The sequence below is a fragment of the Hespellia stercorisuis DSM 15480 genome, assembly GCF_900142165.1.
GTDB classification, from domain to species: domain Bacteria; phylum Bacillota; class Clostridia; order Lachnospirales; family Lachnospiraceae; genus Hespellia; species Hespellia stercorisuis.
In genome coordinates this window covers 86,985-113,507 of sequence record NZ_FQZY01000009.1, presented here as the reverse complement: position 1 = coordinate 113,507, position 26,523 = coordinate 86,985, and the positions used below count along the sequence as shown (strand labels likewise).

Sequence of the window (26,523 nt, the reverse complement as noted above, 5' to 3'; positions counted from 1 at the left end):
ATGAGTTTCACTGCCTATATCGCATCCAACTATAAGCATCTCATCTGAGATGAAAGAGAGTTTGTCATTCTTAGCAAATTTACCTTGTGTTTCCAATTCTCTCCACGTTGATGCTTTGAGATTTTCTTCAATAGATTTAATCCGCTTAGCGATTTCTTCCTTTGACAGAACATTCATTTCGAATTTCACTACACTTGCTTGCTTTTTTGTCTTTCTTGTTTTACTATTCATCTTAGATACCTCTCGTGATTTAGATTTTTTACCAACTTCCCGGTCAGTAATAATCTAAATTTACCTGAGGTATTCTTTTTGGTCAATTCCCTTTACTCTTTAAAGTATACAGGAAGCTCCTGCATCCTTAAAACTCTACCGGTTCATAATCCTGCAGCTTCGCCAAAAATCCCAGCTCCCACAGCTTCTCCTGAATCAGATCCAGTGTCTCCTCACTATCCGCAATCACGGTATGGTAATGATATCCTGCGGTGACATTCTTCAGCGGTGTCGATTCCCCGCTGTGAATCTGTTCCATATAATTCATCACGTCACGTCTGGACTTGAGATTCAATTCTGCTCTCACCACACCGTACACTTTATGATAAACGAACACATCTTTGATTTTTCCGCCAAAATCCACGACAGCGAGAAGCTCGTCCTCAATCTGCTCATCTCCATGTTTCACTTTAAAGACCCGCTGAATCTCGCCTCCGGCCTGAAGCAGATAGCCACGGTTCGTCGCGATGATATCATGTCCGTTGGCACGGATGATCGCGATATCCTGCACGATCACCTGTCTGCTGACTGACACCATCCTCGACAATGCGCCTCCCGAAACCGGTTGTTCGCTCTTCTCCAATATGCGTATGATTTGATTCCTTCTCTCTTTTCCGGTCATCTGTGTTTTATCCCTCTTCCAAATTTATTTTGTAAAATGAATAGTCCCTGCTGCGACTGGGAAACTGCACTGCATGCGTATTCTTCAGTGGAAAGTTACACTGCATGCAGATTCTTCAGTGAAATATCCAGAATCGGAGCAGAGTGTGTCAGCGCGCCGCTGGAAATGTAGTCCACCCCCAGGTCCGCCAGTCTGGCAATGTTCTCCTTTGTCACGTTGCCGGACACCTCAACTTCTGCGTGTCCAGCGATTATTTGCATCGCCTCTCTCATCTCCTCGTGTCCCATGTTGTCCAGCATGATGATGTCTGCTCCCGCTTCTACCGCCTCGCGTACCATCGTGAGATTCTCCACCTCTACTTCGATTTTACGTACAAACGGCGCATATTCCTTTGCCATCCGGATTGCTTTTTTTACCCCGCCAGCTGCCCCGATATGATTGTCCTTGAGCATTACACCGTCCGTCAGGTTGTAGCGATGGTTGTTCCCTCCGCCCACACGGACCGAATATTTCTCAAAAATCCGGTTGTTCGGACTGGTCTTTCTGGTATCTAAAAGCTTCGTCCGGCTGCCCGCCAGCAATGCCGCCACGGAGTGCGTATACGTCGCAATGCCGCTCATCCGCTGCATGTAGTTCAGCGCTGTACGCTCCCCGCATAAAATCGTCCGGATATCACCGGATACTTTTGCAAGAAGCTGTCCGTTCTTCACAGCATCCCCGTCCTTTACATAGCATTCAATCTCTATCTTCTCATCCAGAAGTTCAAATACTCTGGAAAACACCTGAATTCCACAGATGATTCCATCCTCTTTACAGATCAGCTCCGCTTCGCCTGCCTGCGGATGAGGCATCACACTGTTGGTGGAAACATCCTCGCTTGTGATATCTTCTTTTAATGCCCCCAGAATCAGTGGGTCGACATTTAACTTCATCGTAACCTGATCAAACATTATCCTATATCCTTTCTCTGCTTTATACGCGCAATCTCTGCCCGGACCTCTTCCTGATAGGCTGATTCCAAAGCCTGTGCATCCCTGTAGTCCTTCAGATTGACTGCTGCCATGATGTGTTCCTGAATCTGCTCTGTTTCTGCCTGCGCATTTTTCTGCAGATTATCCTGAATTGCACACTGTGTCATCCCTGACTCACGCTCCATCCCCCACGTGTCCGCAATATGTTTTGCAGCCCGCTTTGCAAACACCAGACTCTCCAGAAGGGAATTACTTGCCAGACGGTTTTTTCCATGGACACCATTGCAGGCGGTCTCACCCACAGCGTACAATGCCTCCATTGAAGTCTTACTGTCATAGTCTACCTTCACACCACCCATAAAATAGTGCTGGGCCGGGACCACCGGAATACATTCTCTGGTTACATCATACCCCATTTTCCGACAATGCTCAACGATATTCGGGAAATGTGTCTGCAGCTCCTCTTTCGGAATTGTCCGAAGATCTTCCCACACAAACTCTGTCCCGTCTATTTCCATCTGTTTATAAATGGCTTCTGTCAGCAGATCACGCGGCAGCAGTTCATCCACGAAGCGATTCCCATTCTTATCATAGAGCTTTGCACCCTCTCCGCGAACGGATTCGGAAATCAGGTAGCTTCTGTCTTCCTCTGCGTAAAGGGTCGTCGGATGGATCTGGATATAATCGATATTTTCCAGTTCCACCCGGTGACGCAGGGCCACCGCCAGTGCATCTCCGGTCAGATGGCGGAAATTCGTAGAGTGATGATACAATCCGCCGATTCCTCCGGTCGCCAGCACCGTCCGCTTCGCCAACACCCTGCCGACGGTTCCGTCCGGATGTGCAATCACTGCCCCAAAACATGTCGTGTTGTCGCTGATGATGTCAAGCATGGCTGTATGCTCCATGATCCGCACATTTGCAAGCTGCCGGACCTGAGCAAGAAGCCTGCTTGTAATCTCTTTTCCGGTGATATCCGCATGAAAAAGGATTCTCTTTTCAGAGTGCGCCCCCTCCCGGGTAAACGCCAGACTTCCGTCGGTATCACGCTGGAACTCCGCACCGTATTCTAACAGGTCCTTCACCACATCCTGGGAAGATCGAATCATAATTTCCACAGAACGCCTGTCATTTTCATAATGCCCGGCCCGCAGTGTATCCTCAAAATAGCTCTCATAATCAGACTCATCACGGAGCATACACATCCCGCCCTGGGCAAGAAATGAATCGCTGTCTTCTACGCTGGATTTGGTAATGATTAAAATCTGCTTGTCCCTCGGAAGCTGAAGTGCACAGTAAAGACCGGAACAGCCACTTCCTACAATCAGGATATCGGTCCGCTCACTGTCATTTAATTTCTTATCCACCGTCACATTTTCACTTCTCATCACTTTGCCATCTCAAGCATCCGCTCCAGGGGTGCCATTGCCTTTCTGCGAATCTCCTCAGAGACAAAGACCTCATTGCTCTCATCCTCCAGGACTTTTTTCACTTTATCTAACGTAACTTTTTCCATATTGACACAGACCTGACCACTATTGACTGCGTAGAACTTCTTGTCCGGATTCTTCAGCTTCAGTTCATGAAATACGCCGATGACTGTGCCGATAATAAATTCCTGTTCGTCACTTTCTGTCGCATAATCAATGATTCCGGAAGTACTGCCTATGTAATCTGCCTCCGCAAGCACTTCCTCCGGACATTCCGGATGTGCCAGAAACAAAGCCTTCGGGTGCTCTGCTTTTGCCTGCAGCACCTGTTCTCTCGTAATCTGGTGATGCCGCGGACAGAAGCCGGAATGCAGGATCACATTTTTTTCCGGCACCTGCTGTGCCACAAAGCTGCCAAGATGCTGATCCGGAATGAAAAATATATTCTGGTTCGGAAGATTTTTCACAATCTTCACTGCATTGGAAGAAGTTACGCACACATCCGAGTATGTTTTCGTCTCCGCCGTGGAATTAATGTAACAGACAACCGCCACATCCGGGTATTTTTCGCGCACCTCCTCGATATCCTCCACCTCAATCATATGAGCCATGGGGCAGTCCGCCGTCTTGTCCGGCATGAAGACCCGCTTCTCGGGATTCAGGATCTTAGCACTCTCCCCCATAAATTCCACTCCGGCAAATATAATAGACCTGCAGTCAAGCTTTGTCGCCACCTTGCTCAGGTAAAATGAATCCCCGACATAATCCGCCACATCCTGCACATCACCCGGTACATAATAGTGAGCGAGAATCACTGCATTTTTCTCTTTCTTTAACTGTTCAATTTCTGTTTGAATAGACATTTGTTCCTCCCATGCCCGGTAAAGCAGACCTGCATCCTTCTGCCACCGTTTGTCCCCAGGCATTCATTTTTTCTCTGAATGCTCCATTTATCTGTGTTCCTTTTCATGCATGTGGAGTATTATAGCACATGTAAATTCATATGACAAGACAGTTGTATTTACAGTATGGACTCCTATGACAGACAGTTATATTTACAGCAAGAATCCCTCACTTCGTGCTCTGCGCACTTGAAGTGAGGGATCCTTGCTGATGGTCATATGGCCACACCAATATCTGGCATGTTATCTTTTTTTCTTCCGCACAATCAATACGATGATCACTCCGACTACAGCCACCGCCATAATCGCGATCCATTTTGCGATATTGTTCTTATCTCCCGTCGGTGCACTGGATGCCGTGCCCGCTGTCTTTGTAAACTCTGCCACATAGGCATGATCGCGGTCAACATTTTCCACGGCCAGCGTCGGTTCTGTTCCCACCGTCTGATTGCCCTCCGTCCATTTACTGAACTTGTAGCCGGTCTTTGCCGTCGCGGTCAGCGTCGTCTTCGTATGGTACATTACTTTTCCTGCTCCGGTAACTGTTCCTGCTTCTGGAGGACTGGCCGCAGCCGTAATCGTGTAAGTGAGCGCCTCGTAAGTTGCCGTCACAATAACAGGACCGGCCGGCATGGTAAATGTGGTATTTTCTTTCTTGCTGTCCTCAAATGTTCCACCGTTGTTGCTGGTCCATTCCTTGAATTTTTCTCCCACCGGTGCCGCGGCCGCCGTGATGGATACCTTTGTGCCCTCCAGATACGGGCTCCCCTTCGTATTGTCCGTTCCACTCGACATGGTCAGTGTATATTTGGGCAGGACTTCATAGACTGCCGTCACTGTCACATCTCCTGCAGGCATAGAGAAATTTGTGTTCTCTTTTTTGCTGTCTTCAAAGCTTCCTCCGTTGCTGCTGGTCCACTCCTTGAATTTCTGCCCCTCCGGCGATGCCGCTGTGATGGACACCTTCGTTCCCTCCAGATACGGGCTCCCCTTTGTGTTATCCGTTCCGCCTGCTACGGTCAGATTGAATTTTGGCAGTGCTTCGTAGGTTGCAGTCACGGTCGCATCTCCTGCAGGCATAGAGAAATTCGTGCTCTCCTTTTTGCTGTCCTCAAACGTTCCTCCGTTGCTGCTGATCCATTCTTTGAATTTCTGCCCCTCCGGAAGTGCCGCAGCCGTGATGGATACTTTTGTATCTTTTACGTACGGACCTTCCATCGTATTATCCGTTCCATTTGCCATGGTCAGCGTATAAGTCTTCGGTGCCTCCGCCTCATAGGCTGCCGTCAGAGTCACATTCCCTGCAGGCATGGTGAATGTCGTGCTCTCCTGTGCACTGTCGGCAAAACTTCCGCCGTTGCTGCTGGTCCACTCCCTGAACGTCTGTCCGCCCGGCGCTTCGGCTGCTGAAATCGATATCTGTGCATTTTCCTGATAAGGACCGGCATTGGTGTTGTCCGTTCCATTTACCACAGACAGTTGAAATTCCAGCGTCTGCGCCTTCTCATATGCAGCTTTCACGGTCGCGTCACTGGGCGGCATCGTATAAGTCGTAGTCGCACTTGCAGGATCTTCGATCGTGCCGCTGCCATCGTTCTCCCACTCCTTAAACACACTGCCTTCCGGTGCCGGATCCGCCGAAATCGATACCGTATCGCCTTCTCTGTAATCCTCTCCACCCGTATTGTCAGTCCCATCCTTCACCGTCAGGGTATAAGTCTGCTCTTTTTTATATGTCGCTGTTATCGTTGTGTCTGCATCCGGCATGGTAAAGGTTGTCGAAGGATTATGTTCATCCGCAAATGTTCCGCCTTTTCCACCGGTCCAGTCATCAAAATCATAATTTTCTTCCGGTTCATCCGCTACAATGGAGATCACATCGCCCTCGAGACAGGTCTTTTTATCCGGCACGCTCTGTCCTTTCTTGATGGTCAGATTTCTCATCTTCCGCACACGGAACACATAATCCACTGTGATTTCCGGCTGATCCTCCGAAGAAGTATCTGCCCAGATTACGGAGAACTTATAATCCCCCACCTTGGCTGGCGTTCCTGCGATCGTGAGAAATTGTGACGAATCGTCAATTGCAATTGTACAGCCCTCTGCCTTGAACTCTGTCTTGTATTCGTCCATCAGGTATTTCTCCGGATCCGGACTGTCCACTTTACAGGATGTGATTGCCTTGTTCACTTCCACCGACGGCAGTTTCTGTGTCGTTAAAGTCTGCTTTTGTGTATCCTGCTCCTGCGCATGCACCGCCATGCCTGCAATGAACAAAATTCCAGTCATCACCGCCAGCACTGTGCACTGTCTGAGCCACTTCGTGCGCCATTTTCTTCTGCTCTCTTTATTCATACACATACCCCTTTCTGCTTCTTTGCTGCTCTGAATATTCCACCCCGTTCTCTTACTCAAAGTATAACCACTATCATCTGGTTTCGTCAAGGTCAGGCTTAGAACAAAGAGTTTCCGTATTCTTTTTGCGTGCAGTGCAAATCCCGCCAAGCGTTTTTATATCATAGGAGTTCAAAATTTTTTTTATGATATAAAAAAACACCGGCGAAAGTTCACAATTCTCTTTCGTCAGTGTTTTTATCTCTGTTCTCTTTTTCAGCAACGCAGACACTCGTGATCCGCTTCACTTCCTGTACGTGAACGCCCGGCAACTCGTAGCTTCACGGATATTTCCTAATCCGTCAGGTCCTCGCCGTTGCTCTCAATCACCTTCTTATACCAGAAGAATGAATCCTTGCGGTATCTGTCACAGTTCTTTACATCAAACTCTTCTCTGTCCACATAGATGAATCCATAACGCTTCACCATACCCTCGTGGGTCGAAATCAGGTCAATTGCGGACCATGGGCAGTAACCCATCATCTCCGCGCCGTCTGTGATTGCAAGCTGCATCTGCTCAATGTGCTTTCTCAGGTATTCGATTCTGTATGGATCATGGATCTTGCCGTCCTCCAGCTTGTCGTATGCGCCCAGACCATTCTCTGTAATAATCATCGGCAGGCGATATCTGGAATACATCTCGCGGATTGTTGCGCGGAATCCCTGCGGATCGATCTCCCAGCCAAATTCTGTCCGCGGAAGATTAGGATTTGCAAACCCTTTGAAGAAGCCTGCCTCCACGCCGCCGTTCTGCTGGTCATTCTGAGTACCGTCCTTCTCGTCAGCTCCAGGAAATTCCACCGTCGATGTATTGTAATAATTGAATCCGATAAAATCCGGGTGTCCGCTCTTCAGGATTTCCTCATCTCCCGGTGCAAATACCGGCACCGCATCATGCTCTTCCATATAAGCCCACGCCAGATTGTTGTACACGCCGTAAACTGCCATATCCAGATACAGCCAGTTTCTCACTGCATTAAAATTCTGTGCCGCCAGCATGTCCTCCGGCTTGCAGCTTGCAGGATATACCAGAGAAATGTTCGGAGCCGGTCCGATCTTCGCATTCGGCAGCATCTCGTGGCAGAGTGCCATAGCTTTCGCCTGCGCCACCAGCATGTGATGATTCTGCTGATACAGTTCCTTCGTCACGTTGGTGCAGTCCTTCGGCGCGTTAAATGTTCCGATCAACGGTCCGACCAGCGTCAGCATGTTCTGCTCGTTAATCGTCAGCCAGTATTTCACACGATCGCCATAATTTTCAAACATCAGCTTCGCAAACTCCACGAAACAGTCAATCACCTTTCGGTTGCCCCAGCCGCCGATCTCGTCCAGTGCCGCCGGAATGTCAAAGTGGTACATGGTAACCAACGGCTCGATGTTATACTTAAGACACTCATTGATCAGGTTGTTATAGTACTCGATTCCAAGAGGATTGACCTCACCGGTTCCCTTCGGCAGCAGCCGTGACCATGAGATAGAGAAACGGTACGTCTTGAATCCCATCTCCGCCATCAGGGCAATGTCCTCTTTGTAGTGGTGGTACTGATCCGCGCAGACATCCAACTCGGATGTTCCTTCCGGAACCTTCTTCACATCCTGGCAGGAAGGTCCTTTGCCGTCGGTCAGGTTCGCCCCCTCTACCTGATAAGCCGAGGTAGAAGCGCCCCATAAGAAATCTTTTGGAAATGGTTTTAATTTTTTGTGTATCATATCTGTCTCCCTTCATATAAATAGGTCCATTGTCTAAACTTTTGCTGTATTATTTGTCCTGCACTTCGTATTATAACCCTCGGCATACATACATGTAAATGGAGAATATTCTCCTTTTTTAATTTAAATTTTTTCCGTTGCTGGATATGACTTTCTTGTACCAGTCAAAGGATTTTTTCTTTCTTCTGGATAGATCGCCGGTTCCGTCATCGTACTTGTCCACATAAATAAAGCCGTAGCGCTTTGCCATCTCTCCGGTGGATGCGCTGACTAAGTCGATACAGCCCCACGGTGTATAGCCCATCAGATCCACGCCGTCTTTGACCGCCTCTTCCATCTCTTTGATATGATCCCGGAAATAATTGATGCGGTAATCGTCATTGACAGTTCCATCCTCTTCCAGCTTGTCTACTGCGCCGAGTCCATTTTCAACTACCATCAGTGGAATGTTGTATCTGCCGTAGATTTCATTCAGTGTATAGTGAAGTCCCTGCGGGTCGATCTGCCATCCCCAGTCACTCGCCTTCAGGTACGGGTTCTTCACACCGCCCAGAAGATTGCCCTCGGTCTGCTCTGCACCCGGATCCAGCGTCACACAGTTACTCATATAGTAGCTGAATGTGTAATAGTCAACGGTTCCTTCTTTCAGCACTTCCAGATCTCCGTCTTCCATCTTCAGGCTGATGTTGTTTTCTTCCCAGAAACGCTCCGCAAATGCCGGATACGCTCCGCGCACCTGCACGTCGGAACAGTACCAGTTGCTGTCGCGCATCGCCCGCTGTACCTCCAGCATGTCCGTCGGATTACAGGTATAGGGGTAGCTTGTCATGAATGCGATCATGCAGCCGATCTTGAAGTCCGAATTGATCTCATGTCCCATCTTTACCGCCTTCGCGCTCGCCACGAACATGTGATGCAGTGCCTGATAGCGCGCCTGGACGCTGTCCGGCACCTCGGTGATCGGACCGGAATATCCCTGAATAGTTCCGGTCGACAACACATTTCCAAAAGCCATCGTTCCCGCATTGATTTCATTGAAGGTCAGCCAGTATTTTACTTTATTCTTGTATCTGTTGAAGATCGTCTCGCAGTAGTTCAGATAATACTGGATGCACTCTCTGCCCTCCCAGCCGTTGTACTTTTCGACCAGCGCATACGGCAGTTCGTAGTGCGAGATCGTGACCAGCGGTTCGATTCCGTACTTCAGGCACTCGTCAAATACATTGTCATAGAACTGAAGTCCTGCTTCCAGCGGTTTTTCTTCCATCCCTGTCGGGAAGATTCTCGTCCAGTTGATGGACATGCGAAAGGTCTTAAAGCCCATCTCTGCAAACAGTGCGATATCTTCCTTATAATGATGATAAAAATCTGTCGCCTCATGGCTTGGATACAGTGTTCCCTCCTCGATGGCCGTTGTCACTCTCTTCGGTACGGTATGGGAACCATTAGTGCACATGTCGGATACGGATGCGCCCTTGCCATCCACATCCCATGCTCCCTCATACTGGTTTGCAGCAGTTGCTCCGCCCCAGAGAAAATCCTCGCGAAATGTTTTCATTATATTGTCCTCCAATTCTGATTCTTCTTACTCTTTCCGTTTTCATATTCCATCACTTTTACTGCTATTATCAGGCCGCAGGTTTCCCCCGGAATTACAGTACTGTGATCAAGTTATCTCCAGGCACGACTGTCTTCGCATCTGTCGCAACGACATCCGCATAGTCCGCTGTGTTCGTGATGATGATTGGAGTCACCGTGGACAGGCCTGCTGCCTTGATTGCCTCAATATCGAACTCCAACAGTAGATCACCCTTTTTCACTTTGTCTCCCTGTGCGGCCTTCGGTGTAAATCCTTTTCCGTCAAGCTGTACCGTATCCATACCTACGTGGATCAGAATCTCTGCTCCGCCCTCTGACAGAATGCCGATTGCATGTCCCGTCGGAAAGAATGCCATGATCTCCCCATCGCATGGTGCATATACTCTGCCCTCTGCGGGAACGACTGCGATGCCTCTGCCCATGGCCTCTGAAGAGAATGCGTCATCTTCTACTTCTGTGAGTGGCTTCACTTCACCCTTGACCGGTGCAGTGATTGTCTCATTTGCTGCTGTTTTTGCATCATTTTTTACTTCTATTTTTTTTGGTTCCTCATCCTTGTAGCTTACAAATGTCATGATAAATGCTGCAGCCATTGCTGCCGCGCAGGCAATCAGGCACCAGATCAGGCTGCTCATAGAATCTCCTCCGATGAACATCGGGAATCCGAATACGCCCATACCGCCCATCATGTATGTCTTACAGCCCATCAGTCCCATGATCGCACCACCGATACCGGCTGCAATACAAGAGATTACGAATGGTTTTTTCTTTGGAAGAGTCACACCGTAGATCGCCGGCTCTGTCACACCGAAGATGCCTGAGATAAATGCAGGAATTGCGATATCTTTTAATTTTTTGTCTTTTGTCTTCAGAATAATTGCAAGAACTACCGCTGTCTGTGCAAAGGATGCTGCGAAGTAAGGTGTAACGACCACATCATATCCAATTGTTGCAAAGTTGATCATCATGATCGGAACAAGTCCCCAGTGTACACCGAACATAACAAATACCTGCCATAATGCTCCGACCAGAAGACCGCCGACCAGACCGCCGACTACAGGAAGGCTGTACAATGCGGTAAATACAACTCCGATAACATTTGCTGCCAGAGAGGTGACTGGTCCGATGATCAGGAATGTCAGAGGCATCATCACGAAGAATGTCAGCACCGGTACCACGAACAACTTTACAACGTCCGGAATCACTTTCTTCAGTGCATTTTCCAGCTTGCATGCAAAGTATACTGCCACGATTACAGGAATCACAGTTGACGCATAACCACTGGAGCTTGGCATGATGATCGGAATGCCGAAGAATGTGGAGCTGTAAGACATCTCCAGTCCGGTTCCTGTAAATACACTTCCGATTGCCTCCGCACCTGCCATCGCCGTAATTGCCGGATAACAGAGAGCAAAACCTACTGCCATACCTGTAAACTGATTGCCGCCAAATTTTTTCGCTGCGTTAAAGCCTAGTACAACAGGTAAGAACGTAAAGAATCCGTCTCCAAATGCATACCAGAGCTGATATGCTCCGGATGCTGACGCGTTCGGATCGAAAAATGCCCAGAGCGCCAGCAGACCTTTTACGATACCGGCTGCACACAGCACGCCCAGCATCGGCTGGAACACGCCTGCGATCATATCGATGAACGCTGCGCCGATGCCCATCTTTTCCTTTGGCGCATCGGACGCCACTTCTCCGGCTGCAATATGTGCTTTCTCGCATACTACCGCGAACACGTCCGGCACATGGTTGCCGATTACTACCTGATACTGTCCGCCGGACTGCATAACTGTTACAATTCCATCTGTGTTTTTCAATACCTCTGTATTTGCTTTTGACTCATCCTTCAGCTTGAAACGCAGTCTTGTGACACAGTGTGTCAGCTGGTTGATGTTGTCCTTTCCACCTACGTTCTGGATAATAATCTTAGCCAGACCATCATACTTACTTGCCATAATTCATTCCTCCATTTTTAGTTCATTCTACGGTCAGCCACATTTTGAGCAGCATCCCTCTCTCCTGCGGTCAGCCATATTTTCTATGGCATCCCTTATTTCATGGTCGACCACTTTTTTCTGTGATCTCCCTCATCCTTGTGGTTTCCCACATTTATATAAAGCATCTGCAGTATGCTTTAATACGACATTTATTTTCTCAGAACGACCCGCTTGATGTGCAGGGTCAGATACATCTTTTCTTCGTCCGGCACCTGATAGCCGTATTCCTTAAATATATAATCAGCGATTTTACCCGCGCATTTGTAATCATTCGGATACTGTCTCTCGATCAGCATACAGAACTTGTCATCCAGATTCTCTACCTTCGTTCCATTCAGCATCCGCTGTGCAAAGAACTTCATATGCGTCACAAAACGCGCATAGTCGAGAGATGTCTCATCCAACTCTATTCTGTAATGATACTTCACAATGGTCAGTGAATTTTGAATAATCTTTGTAATCTGAACCGTCTGTTCAATCCTGCCGGACTTTAGTTCCGCATTTACAAAATGCATCGCGATCGATGCCGCCTCGTCCTCCACCAGATTCAGGTCCAGTCTGTCACTGAGCAGCTCGACTGCTTTTTGCCCGATTTTGTACTCCTTCGGATAAAATCTCTTGATCTCCCAACAGAGCTGATTCGCGAACTGGATATTCTGCTGATACCGCTCGATCGCAAAATTGATGTGATCCGTCAGTGTGATATAAATGGTCTTATTGAGCTCCGTCTCGATCACCGTGTTGGCATAATCAATGATCTCATTCGTGATCTCCACCCGCTCTATCGGTACTTCGTTCAGCAGGTCTGCCAGCTGGTTTGTCTCTTCCTCCGTCTCCATACGGAAGATTTTCTCAACTTTCTTCTCATCCACGGACTGTCCGGCTTTCACGCCGAATCCAAGCCCGCGGCCCATCACGATGATCTCGCATCCCGCCTCATCCACAGAAGCGATAATATTGTTGTTAATAACCTTTTGAATGATCATGTGTTTTGATTTCCTCTCTCAGAATTTTGCAGAACCAATACAGTTAAAAGCGAATTTCATCTGCACAGGCACGAAGCTGGCATCCCCCTTACCCACCACTTAGTGCTCTACGCACTTAAAGTGGGGGAATACTTACAGATGTTCAAATTTGCATAAAAAAAAACCAACATATAAATAGAATTTCTCTACCTCAATGTTGGTTTTGCCTGCATCGTTAAATAACAACCAGTAACAATCCGTCTCAATCAATTTTCTAAATCATAGCATATGTAAATTTCGAAATCAAGGACAACATCTCTTTTTGGCACATTGCTAAAAAATGTCTCCATGATTTTGTGCATTTTTTCGGATTGATCTTTATGTATCAGACATAACCCTGACTTGTTGTATCACCTGCAGATGATTTCTTAATTCTTACAGCACAGCTGCATGTCGATGTTCTCTTCGTTTGCTGCTATATCTCGATCAGCTCATATTCCGGATTCCCCATCCCGAGCTTTTTCGCATGTGAGATGGTCGTGGTCCAGTCCGTCTCCGGGAAAATCGTTCCGAAGTGATCGTGTCCCTCATGGCAGCACTCCGCCAGAAGCGAGTTCTCCAGCACCGGCTGGCTGTTCACCGCATCGGCACAGGCCTGATCGATGGCAACCGGATCAAAGGATGCGAACATTCCGATATTCGGTACGATCGGTGCGTCATTCTCTGCATGGCAGTCGCAGTAAGGCGATACATCCACTACGATATTAATGTGGAAATTCGGGCGGCCGTCTATGATTGCCTTGGTGTACTCTACGATCTTCTTATTTAAAATCAGATTTGACTCGTCGCTGGCCGGACAGACCGCATCTTTCGGGCAGATACCGATACAGCGCCCACAGCCCACACATTTGTCATGATCGATCGTCGCCTTGCCGTCTGTCACAACTGCCGCATCGTGCGCACAGATTCTGGTGCACATACCGCAGCCGATACAATTTTCCTGCTCCACGTATGGCTTGCCTGCGCTGTGCATCTCCATTTTTCCCGCGCGGGAGCCGCAGCCCATACCCAGGTTCTTGAAGGTTCCGCCAAATCCTGTCGCCTCATGTCCCTTGAAATGTGTCAGGGAAATGACCACATCGGCATCCATGACTGCACGGCCGATCTTCGCGTTGGTGATGTACTCGCCGCCGGTCACCGGCACTTCCACGTCGTCCGTTCCCTTGAGTCCGTCCGCGATGATAACGTGACACCCCGTAGAAAACGGAGAAAATCCATTCTCGTACGCACTGTCCAGATGGTCGAGTGCGTTCTTACGTCCGCCTACGTACAGCGTGTTGCAGTCTGTCAGAAACGGCTTGCCACCCTGAGCCCTGATAAAATCCACCACGGTCTTCGCATAATTCGGGCGGAGATAAGCGAGGTTCCCCGGCTCTCCGAAGTGAATTTTGATGGCTGTGTATTTATTCTCGAAGTCAATATCGCCCATCCCCGCGGTTTTCATAAGCTTTGTCAGCTTCTGCTGCAGATTCATGGTCGGTGTAGTTCTCATGTTGGTGAAATAAACTTTTGATTTTTCCATTATGTTCTCCTTTTCACAATTTCCTGTAATGCTGTAATTATACCATTATTAACAAAGAAAAACTAGATAGAAGTCACTGCTTATGGTAACATATTTATATCCGAACCGCGTGTATGCTGCGGTAAAATACTTATTAGGAAGAGGTAGACTTTATGTGGGCTTACAACGAAACTTTTTATCAAATATATCCGATTGGATTCTGTGGTGCACCGACTGAGAATGACGGGGTCACGGTTCCCCGTATCCGCAAGATCATCGAGTGGAGCGAATATCTGGGCAATCTTGGAATTGGCTCAATTATTCTGAATCCCATTTTCGAATCAGACAGCCACGGATATGACACCAGGGATTTCAAGCAGATTGACTGCCGTCTTGGAACGAACGAGGACTTTGCAGAGGTCTGCGCCTCCCTCCATGAAAATGGCGTCAATATTATTCTGGATGGCGTGTTCAATCACGTAGGCCGCGGCTTCTGGGCGTTCAAGGATGTGCAGGAAAAGAAATGGGACTCTGCGTACAAGGACTGGTTCCTCATCAGCTTTGACGGAAACAGCAATTATGACGATGGATTCTGGTATGAGGGATGGGAAGGGCATTTTGAGCTTGTCAAGCTGAATCTTCAGAATCCTGCCGTTGTGGACTATCTGCTGGAATGTGTCAAATTCTGGGTAGATGAATTTGACATCGACGGTCTGCGTCTGGATGTCGCTTACAGTCTGGATCACAACTTTATGCGCCGTCTGCACACCTACTGTGAGGAAATCAAACCCGGCTTTGCTCTGATCGGGGAAGTGCTCTTCGGCGATTACAACATCATTGTAAATGACCAGATGCTGCACAGCTGCACAAATTATGAGTGCTATAAGGGTATTTTCTCCAGCTTTAACTCCATGAATATGTTTGAGATCGCACACTCCCTGAACCGCCAGTACGGTTCTGAGAACTGGTGCATTTACCGGGGCAAGCACCTTATGACTTTCGTGGACAACCACGATGTAACGAGGCTGGCCAGCATTCTTACCAACAAAAAGCATATTCCACTGGCTTACGGACTTCTTCTGGGCATGCCGGGAATCCCGTGTATTTACTATGGAAGTGAATGGGGGCAGGAAGGCGAAAAAGCACCGGATAACGATTTTGCTCTGCGCCCGTGCTTTGAGGAGCCGATGCCGAATGAGCTGACTGACTTTATCAAAAAGCTGATCGCCGTCCGCAAGGACAGCGATGCACTCTGCAACGGCAGCTACCGCAATGTGGTTCTGACCAATCACCAGTTACTCTTCGAGCGCTGCACGGACAGCGACCGGATGCTGGTCGCGATCAACGCCGGGGATTCTGAGTTCTCTGCCGGAGATGGCTCATTGCAGGGAACTGCTGTGGATCTGCTGACCGGAGAAGAAGTTGAGATGAACGGACAGGTCGTGATGGCGCCTTACAGCGTGATGTACCTGCAGTGTGAATGATCTGATCTCATAAAACAGTTCTTCCATAATTGGGGATTGAAAAAGCAAGTGGCTGCCGCACTGATTTTTATTAGTACGGCAGCCACTTGATGATTTTTACATATAATATTTTTAACAATATACTCTAATTTTCTTCCTGCTCTAACAGCAGAATCTCTTCCTCTGACAATCCCGTTAACTCACATATATTTGAAACCGGTAAACCTTGTTTTCGTAACTTACGTGCAATATTGTTTTTTTCTTCCTTTCGTCCCTCTTCCCGACCTCTTTCCAACGCATTTTTCGCAACAATTGCCATATGTTTTTTCGCATCGTATTCCGTAAGAATCAACTGTCTCACCTCATTTCGATTTTTAAGAAGAAATTTTTTTAACACATCATGTTCAATACAGTATTCGCTTGCCACATCAATTGCATCCTCCAAATCATATCCCTTGTTTTGAAAGCCACGAATCTGCTCGATAAATATTGCATATTCCTCCAACAACCTGCATTGCTCCATAATCTTTTTATTATGTCCCAAATTGATATTCAACATGACTGCCGTAAATTCCATGCACCCACCCGGATTTTCAAAAGCGTCCGATAATTTCATTTCGACCCTGTCCGCAATTGTATCAGTTCCATTATAAAATACAACATATTTCGGAGTTGGAATTTTAATTAGATTTTCTCCATAAATATCCATTTGATTAACTGCCAGATACCCCTGCAGCACCCCTGCAAAATACAGTAATCCCCGAAGTGGCATGTTGGGATTAAAAGTTGACTGATGCTCGTACAGGTTCAGATAATTTCCAATCAGGAATGAACAGTCGTTCTTCATGCCCATATAGACTGCATCTTCTAAAGTTGTGATAATCAAATCCTTTGCATTTGTATAACAGGAATGATTTACCGCATTATACAGCTTCAACAGTTCATTTTTATCACTGAACACTTTGATAAACAGTCGGTCTTTATGCTTTCTGTTTATCCTGAATATCCGATAAAGAAAATTGGTGAACCACGATCGTCTCACCTTAACTGTCTTGTCGTCATAAATAATCTCAAGTACTTGCTTCTGCTTCATGTTTTCTTCCTCCATTATAAGTGATAGATGAAATAAACACAACAGAAACCACTCGAGATTCCCATTGTATCTACTTCAAAATAAAAGGGTAACTTGGCGAAATGCCGGAATAACTCAAATTCTCCGGATAGAACTCCGAATGAATATTTTATTACTATATCACAGAATGTCATATGAAGCAAAGTGCTTTTTGTCCTAGTTTTCTTTTCCCATTTTTCTTTCCTGCCCCAGCCAATATTCCGGTACACCAGAACTTAGGGAGACGTCCCTGAATTTCTCGATGTACCGGATGTATGAACCAGCAAAGACATGATTGCGAACGATCAGATACTCTCCCTGAACCCCTCGCCGATAATCTCGCTGCTGTTCGTAATCATCATAAATGCTTTCTCATCCGTCTCCCGGACAAATTTTCGCAGCATCATCGCCTGCTCCCGGTTCACGACTGTCATGATCACCGTCTTCTCCTCATGGGTGAACCCCCCTTCTGCCCCGTAAATAGTTGCCCCATGCTTCAGCTCCCGCTGGATGTACTCACAGATCGGCCTCGGATTTCCGGATATGATCGTGAAATATTTACACATATTCAAACTCTCTGTCACACTGTCGATAAAAAATGATTTTGCAAGAAAACCTGCCAGCGAGAATAGCCCCACCGTGGCCCCATACACATAAAATGATAACAGTACAATGCAAAAATCTGTAACAAGCAGTGCCTTCCCGATCGAAATGCTCGTGTACTTTTTCAATATCATGGCGATGACGTCGGTTCCCCCGCTGGACGCATCCATATTAAAGAAAATCGCGGACACGACCGCCAGGATCATGAAGGAAAACACCAGTTCCAGAAGTGGCTGCTCCGTCAAAGTCCCGTTCATCGGATACACATACTGTGCCAGCTCCAACGTAACGTTAAACAGCAGGGTCACATAAATCGTTTTCAGGCCGAAGCTTTTTCCAAGCACCACTATCCCCAGAACCATCAGAAGCAGGTTGATCACAAATGTATAAGTACTTGCCGTCCCCCCAAGCATTCCACTCAGAATAACCGCAATACCGGTCACTCCTCCAAAGCTGAAATGGTTCGGGAACTTGAACAGATATTCCGAAAGTGCCACAACAACCGCCCCAATTGTCAAAATTCCGTATTCTTTCAGAATCGTCTTGCGCGTTTTCTTTTTCATCTCAATATCACACTCAATCCTTTCCTCTGTTTACTCCATATTTGCAAGAAATGCTTTGTATCCACAGTAAGCTTCGTAGACGTCAGCCTTGCTGGTCACCTCATACGGTGCGTGCATCGACAGCACTGCAACGCCACTGTCAATCACGTGCATTCCATAGTTTGCCATGATGAATGCGATGGTTCCGCCGCCTCCCAGATCAACCTTTCCAAGTTCTCCCGTCTGGAAACCGACATTTTCTTTGTCAAACACTGCGCGTGCTTTGCCAGCCGGCACGATCTCCAGTTCTGCTGACAGGAAATCTTCCTCTTCTACATCGAACTGCTCTTTCAAAAGAGAAAGAATGGTCTGTTTCACCAATTCCTTTTCTTCCTCTGTTCCAGACATCGGTCTGCTGCCAATCAGAATATCCAGCCATTCTCCTCCGCCATCTGAATTGACAATCTTATGGTCTCTCTTTCGGTCTTTGCCTGACTGAGGCAGGTTTTATATCGCTCGACAATCTTGTTTAAATCCTGAAGCTGTGTTTCATTATAATCTTTCCATCTGTTTTTTCTTTCCATGATGATCTCCCTTTTTGAATTTTAATTTCATTATCTCATTATCTGCACCAAAATAAACCGGCCACATTTGTGACCGGTCTTTTCATCGCTGATTTGTTGATATATGCTAAAATCTGAAACGGCTGTCAGAAATGTTCTGCTCTTCCATCAAGCGTTTCACGGTTGACATGTAATGTTGGTTCAATGCCTCACATATCTTCTCCACATCCCCCGTCCGACAGACATCTACAATTACCTTATGCACGGAATACTGTCTCTTGACGATATCTTTTCGTCTCGCCTCAGTTGTACAAAAACGAATTGCATTCCCGTAATTCAGATCAGACCAAGCCTTGATCAACCGTTCAAATCCAGACTTTTCTATGATAATTCTGTGCAGTTCATAATCACAACAGTCCAGACTTCCATAGTCGTCTTCTAATTGTCCCATCTGCTCCAGAATCTGATCCATCTGCTTTAATTCCTGTTCGGTGAATTTTCCTCCAAAGGCTCTCACCGCAAGAATCTCATATGTCGAGCGCAGCATATAAATTTCGTATAAATCTTCCAGCGTATTCTTTCTCACGGAGCAGCCGACATTCCGGGTATACTCAATCATCCCTTCCTGTTCCAGCTGCCTCAGTGCCTCGCGGATCGGTCCACGGCTGACACCAAGCTCTTCGGAGATATCCTGTTCTACGATCCTCATTCCAGGAAGCAACTCCTGATTGACGATTTTCGCCCGGATCTCCTCCTCTACTCTTTCCCGTAATGTCTGATGATGTATCTTTCCCATAATCTCACTTACCTCGCACCCTGATCCACCGGATATTCGCTCCGGCAGACCATTACAATTAGTAAAAATATACCGAACAGAGTAAAACGGATGTTTTGCATCACTTAGATTTAGCTGTCCGGTCATATTTTCACTTATAAATTGTTCCCACTCTATATTTTTATATTCTTATAGAGACATTTTAGCACAATAAGGACAAAATGGGAAACATGAATCTCAAATTTTCAGCACTATGTCTGCAAGCCTTACTGTTCACTTCAGAACTTATAATCCACACAGTGCCCGCACGGCATAGGCGACAAATATGCCGACATAGTTTCCGCAGGCGCCCGCGATGACCCCCATGATCAAACCAACGTTGATCAGTGATTTCCATTGTGCTCCGGCCGCAGTCAGCGATGCGGTCGGTCCATCCACGATACATCCGACCATGGATAGAAGCACATACTCGTACTTGATTTTAAATATTCTGCAGATCACAAAGTGGAGCAGGAGGCATCCGACCAGCATACAGAACACGTAAAGTGTCATCATGAATGCGGAACCGATAAACTCTTGCAGATTTACTGCAAATCCAATGGTCGCCAGGAAACACAAGGAGATAAACAGTCCCAGATCCAGATTTCCCCGAAGCTTCTTCACCGGTTTTAACTGTGCCAGACCGATAGCAAACGTCGTCACAAGAAGCAGTCTTCCCGCTTTCCAGAAGGTCTCCGGGAATATGTTCTTCGCGATTGCTGTAGTGATAAATGCAACTCCAAATCCGATGGTCAGGAGCCATGCGATATCCTTGATCGACCATTTCTTATCTGACATCAACGGCTCGTGATCGCCATCGCTCAGTTCCTCCTCTGTAAACTGATATGGCCATAATTTCCCCCAGCGTTTAGATGCTTTCATCAATGCCGGTGCAGCAAACAGGAAGACCATCAGTGGTGTGGACACTACATAATCTGCTGCATTGGCTGCCGCCAGTGTTGCTCTTGAACAGTCCAGGCCTGTCGCAATTGCAGTTAAGTTCGGTGTACCACCGGTGTATGTTCCAACAAACATTCCTGCACATTTCCATCCTTCTGTGATTCTCGGTGCAAATATAATTCCCAGAATAATCGCTATGACACATACGGAGAAGATTGCTGAAATCAGCGCGATGACCGGCTGTCTGTTCAGCTTCTTCAGCTCTGTCATATTCATACTCAGCAGGCAGATACAGATGGATGCCTGTACGCAGTATGTAGAAAGCGCTGAATAGAAGTCGTGTGAAATAGGTACCACGTGGGTGTTCGACAAAATAATTCCGATTACAACTACCGTCAATACCGGTCCCAGTGATTTAAAAACTTTGAATCTTTGAAGCCAGAGGGAAAATGCTACCATGATAAATACTACAAATATTAATCCTTCTGTGCTCGTGATGAGTGTCTTCATCTTGTTCTCCTTTCAGAATCCCCTTTTTCTCTCGTCTTACGTTATCTGTCTAAAATTCTTGCGGTCGTGACGCATCTGGCACTGCCAATCCTGACGGTTATTTCCGCCGCATTGTCTCCACCTGCTGTGCCTCTGAAACCCACCTGACTGTAATGTATCCAACTGCAGCCTTACCCAGTCTTAATACGTTCATCCGTTATACACCTGAACACATAACAGCCAACCACTAATTCCGCAAATAACACGAATAAACTTGACTTTTCGTCCCGTTTATTGTAAATTGTTAACAATCTACTATGCGTGTATCTTATCATACACAGGCGACAATTTCAACAATAAATTTTATTATCAGGAGGTTTTATTATGAATTTCGAACAATACCAGGATTATTTCAGACAAGAAGCGCATGCACTCCTCTCCATTGACAGTGCCTCCGGCTTCACCACCCGTGCTACACAGCACGTGTACGACATTGCTGCTGCACTGGGCTATCATACCGAGAAGACCAATCTTGGCAATGTGATCGTGACAGTAGACGGCAAGGACAACGACCATGCCGTTGCACTCTCCTCTCATATTGATACGCTTGGACTGATGGTGCGTTCCATCACTTCCGAGGGATATCTGATGATGTCTGCTGTCGGTTCCCCGATTCTTCCAACTCTGGACGGTGAATACTGCAACATCTACACCAGAAGCGGCAAGGTTTATACCGGAACCATTCTCTCCCTCTCTCCTGCCATCCATGTATTTCCGGATGCCTCTGACCGTCCTCGTGACGATAAGAACATGGCTGTCCGCATTGATGAAACCGTACATTCCGTGGAGGATGTGCAGGCGCTCGGTATCATGCCGGGAGATTATATCTGCTATGAACCTAAGACCGTATTTACGGAGAGCGGATTTTTAAAATCTCGTTTTATCGATGATAAGGGCTGCGCGACGCTGCTTCTCACACTGCTCAAGATCATGAAGGATGAGAATCTCAAACCGGCGAAGAAGACCTACCTGTGCTTTACCACCCACGAAGAGATCGGATACGGCGGAGCTACTCTTCCAGCCGATATCGAAGAACTGCTGGTTGTGGATATGGGATGTGTCGGCGATGATCTGACCTGTAAGGAAGAACAGGTTTCTATCTGCGCCAAGGATACTTTCGGACCATATGATTACGACATGACAACGGAGCTGATCCAGCTTTCCGTCAAACATGAAATCGACTACGCAACGGATATCTACCCTCGCTACAGCTCTGACGCGGCCGCACTCTGGCGTTCAGGGAATGATGTGAGAGCTGCGCTGATCGGACCGGGTGTCCATGGATCACACGGTATGGAAAGAACACACATGGACGGGCTCATGAACACGCTGAAACTGATGGCAGCATATCTGGAACTGATCTAAATTGGGGATGATTTAGCAATTGGGGACAGAGTAATTATTAATTGGGGACGTAGTAAAACTGCAGTTTTACTACGTCCCCAATTGTCCAATTGTCTGTCCCTAATTGTCACTGTGCTGCCACCGCCTCACAGTATCCTGTTTCTCCTCAAATCCATTTTAATAATTCCAATGGCCAGCAAACCAATAAGCACAACCGTATCCGCCAGCAAAAGTATCACGATATTCCGGACCACTCCAAATATAAAAAGAACGGAAAATATCTCGATTGACAATGCTATAAAGCACATATAGTTCGTCAGGTACTCTGCAATAATGCTGCCATAAAGATTATTCATTTTTAATCTCACATAAATATATGGTTTTAAAAAAAAACGGATTATGATGCAGACTGCCGGATAAACGAAAATCCATTTTTTATCCGCCAGCGAAGATACAGTTCCTCTGCTCCACTGTACCGGAATTTCTGCCGGAAGTTTTCCATATAACAGGAGAGCCGTCCCCAGACATAAGGAAATAATCACCACCCACGTAATAAGACTCCCCCATATGTATAAAAAGCTGACTGAGTCCAATTTGAATACCGGCCGGTTTTCATCCCAATAAACCCCTAATTCTGCCACATACTTCTGAACCGCCAGTTCGTCGAAGCATATCTCGTTTTCACTGAGCATTTTCTCACACATTGTTTTCGCTTTATTCAGATCCGTGATCTGACTGTTCAAAACAGCGGCCTGCTTTTTTACTGCATCACGCAGCGTCATTTTATCTTCGACAATATTTCGAATATCCTCAATGGAAATCCCCAGTGTTCGTAAATATGCAATCTTCGTTATGTTCTCCACATCTTTTTCCGAATAATCCCTGTAACCGTTATTTTTATTTCTCGAAGGGTCTATGAGATTCTCTTTTTCGTAAAAACGAATGTTAGAACGTGGAAGTCCGGTTTGTTCCTCTACTTCTTTTATCGTCATATTCAGCATCTCCTTCCTTTTGCCTTAAGTATAAGATGTAAACAAGGGTTACAGTCAATGTTTTTTGCATTTTCTCCGGGAATTTTCGCAAAACTACAGCATAGCGCTAAATGAAGTATGGCGGTCTCCTTTATCGGAACGCCATACTCCATTCAGCATTGCACTATATCTGTTTTTATTTTATAAATATACTTTTGTATCGGCTGCTCCCGGGGGATCATTGATATATTGTATCTCATTTTGTTTTATCTCGTTTTGTTCCACCCCGCAGCCATCTCCGACCTTAGACATAAATAATTGTTATCCCTGCGAAACTCACTCTTCCTGTCATTGTGAGCGTCGGCAGCCCCGTACTCTGATCGTGGTTTTTTTCTTCAATTCCGCCAAGCGATACGTAGGTATTGTTTACTATTTTCCATGTCTTAGGAATGTACAGCTCGACGCCGGCGAATGAAACATTGAGATTCACCACGGCATTTCCATTTTGAATCATTGCATTATCAAAAAATACTTTCATCGCCCCAAAGCTGCAGTTCAAGTTTATTGTTTGGAGATTATCTGCATTTACATACTTGATTGCAGAGGCAAATGAAGTGTCAAACTCAATGTGGCTGTCTTCTACGTTGTCAATTGTGTCAAAATGCTCCTTATTCTCCCCATCCCAATGCCTTTTCCCCTGATCGTAATAAGGATTTTTCAATTTCGGAAACATAAAGGATAACCCGATGCTCCCCAACAATGCCGCCCCGAGAATCGGCCACGGTGTGATTGCCGTAATATGCAGTTCTTTTGCGTATGTGATACCCAGAAATGCTGCTGAAAACAAAATTCCTACAACATCCGCACGACGCAGACTTCCAAACAGCCATGCTGCAATCGCAACGGTCAGAAACAGTCTGAATATTCCAACCGAATAAAAAAATCCCATCCTGCTTAGTAATAAACATACGGCTGCCATAATAAAAAACAGTCCCCAGAACCAGTTTCTCTTCTTCATAATCTTAACCTCTTTTCTTCCATTCTGTCTCTCAGCAATTTGTAATAGTGCCTGGAAACATATACCTGCTTGTGTGTTCCCTGAAACTGCACGGTACTGACTGACGATAATCCGCGCTCAATAGAATAAATGTGTCCCACATTCACGATCGTTGATTTCGATATCCGGATGAATGTGGACGGCAGCAGTTCTTCCAGTTCATACAGTTTATACCTGACTTTATACAGGTCACCTGCCGTATGTGCCCACATTATATTTCCTTCTGTCTCAAAAAACAAAATCTCGTCCAACGGAAGGTAGTATTCTTTCTCGTTCTTATAAAAGACAAAGCTGGCACCCTTCTCCGTTTCCTCAATTATCGCGCGCTGTATGCGCTGCAGTTCTTCGCTCAGTTCCCGGCAGCGGATCACAATCTCTTCCTCCGCTATGGTTTGATCAATTTCAATTCGTATTTTCATATGCACCCTCTCCACACTCTTTATTTTACATAAAATAACGATGGTGTAAATGGATTTTCGGTAAGCGGTCAAAAATCGCCCCTAAGATGCGCATATTCCTTCCCACGATGTGCCGCCGGAATCTCCGTACGACGTATTTTGTAGGTCCTAAAGCAATCCCCCCACTTCCGAAGCATCGCGCACCAGGGGTGGGACGGGTAAGGAGGATACTTGCAGCGATACTTACAGGGGGATTCATTTCCGATAAGTATTTATATAGGAATCGGGGACATACAAAATCATCAATTTTGTATGTCCCCGATTCCCTTGAAGTACTGATCAAAACAGACCCGCTTCTCATTCGCTCTTACATTTTTCTTTCTCTCTTCCTGTCATCCACGTCTGCACAATCCTGCAGGCTATCCATGTAGACCCACAGCCAATCAGGATTCCGGCCACCACATCCGTCGGATAATGAACCCCCACATACAGTCTGGAAAATGCAATCATTGATGCCAGAATTACAACCGGAACTCCGTACTTCTTCGGTGCCATTTTCAGACAAACCATCGCAGTCGCAAAAGATGCAGCGGAGTGCCCCGAGGGAAATGACCAGTCGTGGGGCTTTGCGATCAAAATCTGAAGTCCCTCTATCACCTCATACGGACGGACTCTTGCCACCAGATTCTTTAGTACTACGTTTACAAGCAGTGCCTCTATAATCAACGAAAGCGCACATGCCACACCAATTTGTCTTGTCCTTGGGATACAGAGCAGAAGGATGGTCAATGCAATCCACAAAATCCCGGCATTGCCCAGAGCTGTAATCGCTTTCCAAAATCCATCCATAAAATCATGCCGTATATAGTCTTGTATCCACAACAGGATATTTCCGTCTAGCTCCATCAACCACTGCATACATACCTCTTTCTTTTTGTCTGGCGAATTTTCGTAATTCGCTCCACCACTTGGCTCTGCACCTTATGTCTACTGCTGCTTATGAGCAAGAAGTCTCATTTTCTAGTAAAAACTGCATTCCTCGTCATGATCGTCAATGACACCGACGGCCTGCAGATAAGAATAAATAATTGTTGAACCAACAAATTTCATCCCTCTTTTTTTCAAATCCTTTGAAACCTGATCAGATAGCGGAGAGGTTGCTCTCACAACTCCATCTCTATTTGCAATTACCTTTCCGTCTGTAAACCCCCATATATAATCTGAGAACGATCCAAACTCCTTTTGAATCTCCATAAATATTTTCGCATTATTTTTTGCTGCACGAATCTTCAGACGATTTCTGATGATATCTTTGTTCTGCGCCAGCTCGTCCAGCTTTTCATCCGGATAAACCGCGATCCTTTCATAATCAAACCCGTCAAATGCTTCTCTGAACGCTTCTCTTTTATTGAGGACACACTCCCAGGACAATCCCGCCTGAAAGCTTTCCAGAATTAACATTTCAAAAAAATATGCGTCTTCAAAATGTGGTTTTCCCCATTCGTCGTCATGATAATGCACATAGCGCGGATTCTTCAGATTCACCCATCCGCATCTTTTTTTCTCCGTCATGTTTCCCCCGTTTTTATTATTGCAGCCAGATCCCTCTTTTTCATAGAGTACTCTGTCATAGCATTTCCAATATAGTTCGATGCATCCAATGATTTCGCCGATTGCCATTCCTTTTACTTCTTCAACCGCACTCGACATAAGCCAGGCCAGCACCAGTTTATCGCTCAACAGATTTTTTGCGTGTTCATCATATTCCAATCGGTCATCCA

The 26,523-nt window shown here is 46.4% G+C and carries 22 protein-coding genes and 2 pseudogenes; 2 read left to right on the top strand and 22 right to left on the bottom strand.

Annotated elements, in window-relative coordinates; all coding sequences use genetic code 11:
- The 11 genes and pseudogenes from BUB85_RS03525 to BUB85_RS03470 form a co-directional block, all read right to left on the bottom strand.
- Window positions 1–231, bottom strand: a pseudogene (locus BUB85_RS03525) (IS110 family transposase); the annotation flags it as partial.
- Window positions 232–358: 127 nt separating this feature from the next.
- Window positions 359–892, bottom strand: a complete 534-nt coding sequence (locus tag BUB85_RS03520; RefSeq protein WP_073105151.1) for a transcription repressor NadR — start codon at window positions 890–892, stop codon at window positions 359–361.
- Between the two features lie 95 nt (window positions 893–987).
- Window positions 988–1,842: a carboxylating nicotinate-nucleotide diphosphorylase gene (nadC, locus tag BUB85_RS03515; protein WP_073105148.1), complete on the bottom strand. Its 855-nt coding sequence runs from the start codon at window positions 1,840–1,842 to the stop codon at window positions 988–990.
- Window positions 1,842–3,251 carry an L-aspartate oxidase gene (locus tag BUB85_RS03510; protein WP_084533894.1) on the bottom strand — a complete coding sequence of 470 codons (1,410 nt, stop codon included), beginning with the start codon at window positions 3,249–3,251 and terminating at the stop codon, window positions 1,842–1,844. Before BUB85_RS03510 ends, nadC begins: the two co-directional genes overlap by 1 nt.
- Window positions 3,251–4,156: a quinolinate synthase NadA gene (nadA, locus tag BUB85_RS03505; protein WP_073105175.1), complete on the bottom strand. Its 906-nt coding sequence runs from the start codon at window positions 4,154–4,156 to the stop codon at window positions 3,251–3,253. Before nadA ends, BUB85_RS03510 begins: the two co-directional genes overlap by 1 nt.
- Window positions 4,157–4,438: 282 nt before the next feature.
- A complete protein-coding gene (locus BUB85_RS03500) occupies window positions 4,439–6,556 on the bottom strand; it encodes an InlB B-repeat-containing protein (protein WP_073105144.1) in 2,118 nt (705 codons plus the stop codon).
- A 327-nt stretch (window positions 6,557–6,883) separates the two neighbouring features.
- Window positions 6,884–8,299, bottom strand: a complete 1,416-nt coding sequence (locus BUB85_RS03490; RefSeq protein WP_073105137.1) for a glycoside hydrolase family 1 protein — start codon at window positions 8,297–8,299, stop codon at window positions 6,884–6,886.
- A gap of 118 nt (window positions 8,300–8,417) precedes the next feature.
- Window positions 8,418–9,857 (bottom strand): glycoside hydrolase family 1 protein, encoded by a 1,440-nt coding sequence (locus tag BUB85_RS03485; protein ID WP_073105133.1) that lies wholly within the window; start codon window positions 9,855–9,857, stop codon window positions 8,418–8,420.
- A gap of 94 nt (window positions 9,858–9,951) precedes the next feature.
- On the bottom strand, window positions 9,952–11,859 hold the full coding sequence (locus tag BUB85_RS03480; RefSeq protein WP_073105129.1) for a beta-glucoside-specific PTS transporter subunit IIABC: 1,908 nt from the start codon (window positions 11,857–11,859) through the stop codon (window positions 9,952–9,954).
- 191 nt (window positions 11,860–12,050) lie between these two features.
- Window positions 12,051–12,887, bottom strand: coding sequence for a BglG family transcription antiterminator LicT (gene licT / locus BUB85_RS03475; RefSeq protein ID WP_073105126.1), 837 nt, complete (start codon window positions 12,885–12,887; stop codon window positions 12,051–12,053).
- 454 nt (window positions 12,888–13,341) lie between these two features.
- Window positions 13,342–14,448: a DUF362 domain-containing protein gene (locus tag BUB85_RS03470; RefSeq protein WP_073105123.1), complete on the bottom strand. Its 1,107-nt coding sequence runs from the start codon at window positions 14,446–14,448 to the stop codon at window positions 13,342–13,344.
- 152 nt (window positions 14,449–14,600) lie between these two features.
- On the opposite strand from BUB85_RS03470, the gene BUB85_RS03465 reads away from it, so the two are divergent.
- Window positions 14,601–15,911 (top strand): alpha-amylase family glycosyl hydrolase, encoded by a 1,311-nt coding sequence (locus BUB85_RS03465; protein WP_073105120.1) that lies wholly within the window; start codon window positions 14,601–14,603, stop codon window positions 15,909–15,911.
- Between the two features lie 124 nt (window positions 15,912–16,035).
- On the opposite strand, the gene BUB85_RS03460 is transcribed toward BUB85_RS03465, so the two are convergent.
- The 6 genes and pseudogenes from BUB85_RS03460 to BUB85_RS03440 form a co-directional block, all read right to left on the bottom strand.
- The gene (locus BUB85_RS03460; protein ID WP_242945341.1) at window positions 16,036–16,983 is read right to left on the bottom strand and encodes an RpnC/YadD family protein; all 948 of its coding nucleotides are present in this window, start codon (window positions 16,981–16,983) and stop codon (window positions 16,036–16,038) included.
- A 323-nt stretch (window positions 16,984–17,306) separates the two neighbouring features.
- Window positions 17,307–18,167, bottom strand: a complete 861-nt coding sequence (locus tag BUB85_RS03455) for a YitT family protein (protein ID WP_073105117.1) — start codon at window positions 18,165–18,167, stop codon at window positions 17,307–17,309.
- Between the two features lie 30 nt (window positions 18,168–18,197).
- A pseudogene (locus tag BUB85_RS22735) lies at window positions 18,198–18,419 on the bottom strand (aminopeptidase); the annotation flags it as partial.
- Between the two features lie 149 nt (window positions 18,420–18,568).
- A complete protein-coding gene (locus tag BUB85_RS21390) occupies window positions 18,569–18,730 on the bottom strand; it encodes a hypothetical protein (RefSeq protein ID WP_159434612.1) in 162 nt (53 codons plus the stop codon).
- Between the two features lie 106 nt (window positions 18,731–18,836).
- Complete coding sequence (locus BUB85_RS03445; protein WP_073105111.1) at window positions 18,837–19,505, bottom strand: GntR family transcriptional regulator; 669 nt, start codon at window positions 19,503–19,505, stop codon at window positions 18,837–18,839.
- Window positions 19,506–19,769: 264 nt separating this feature from the next.
- Window positions 19,770–20,933: a DUF819 family protein gene (locus BUB85_RS03440; RefSeq protein ID WP_073105108.1), complete on the bottom strand. Its 1,164-nt coding sequence runs from the start codon at window positions 20,931–20,933 to the stop codon at window positions 19,770–19,772.
- A gap of 363 nt (window positions 20,934–21,296) precedes the next feature.
- On the opposite strand from BUB85_RS03440, the gene BUB85_RS03435 reads away from it, so the two are divergent.
- Entirely contained in the window at window positions 21,297–22,337 is a 1,041-nt protein-coding gene (locus tag BUB85_RS03435) for a M42 family metallopeptidase (RefSeq protein ID WP_073105105.1), read from the top strand.
- Window positions 22,338–22,462: 125 nt separating this feature from the next.
- Here the strand turns inward: BUB85_RS03435 and BUB85_RS03430 are convergent, their stop codons facing one another.
- The 5 genes from BUB85_RS03430 to BUB85_RS03410 all read right to left on the bottom strand — a co-directional run bounded on the left by BUB85_RS03430 (window position 22,463) and on the right by BUB85_RS03410 (window position 26,314).
- Complete coding sequence (locus BUB85_RS03430) at window positions 22,463–23,308, bottom strand: MerR family transcriptional regulator (protein ID WP_073105102.1); 846 nt, start codon at window positions 23,306–23,308, stop codon at window positions 22,463–22,465.
- A 283-nt stretch (window positions 23,309–23,591) separates the two neighbouring features.
- Entirely contained in the window at window positions 23,592–24,305 is a 714-nt protein-coding gene (locus tag BUB85_RS03425) for a LiaF transmembrane domain-containing protein (RefSeq protein ID WP_073105099.1), read from the bottom strand.
- Window positions 24,302–24,763, bottom strand: a complete 462-nt coding sequence (locus tag BUB85_RS03420; protein ID WP_073105096.1) for a LytTR family DNA-binding domain-containing protein — start codon at window positions 24,761–24,763, stop codon at window positions 24,302–24,304. Before BUB85_RS03420 ends, BUB85_RS03425 begins: the two co-directional genes overlap by 4 nt.
- 336 nt (window positions 24,764–25,099) lie before the next feature.
- Window positions 25,100–25,660: a phosphatase PAP2 family protein gene (locus BUB85_RS03415; protein ID WP_073105092.1), complete on the bottom strand. Its 561-nt coding sequence runs from the start codon at window positions 25,658–25,660 to the stop codon at window positions 25,100–25,102.
- A gap of 102 nt (window positions 25,661–25,762) precedes the next feature.
- Entirely contained in the window at window positions 25,763–26,314 is a 552-nt protein-coding gene (locus BUB85_RS03410) for a DNA-3-methyladenine glycosylase I (RefSeq protein WP_073105170.1), read from the bottom strand.
- Between the last annotated feature and the right edge of the window lie 209 nt (window positions 26,315–26,523).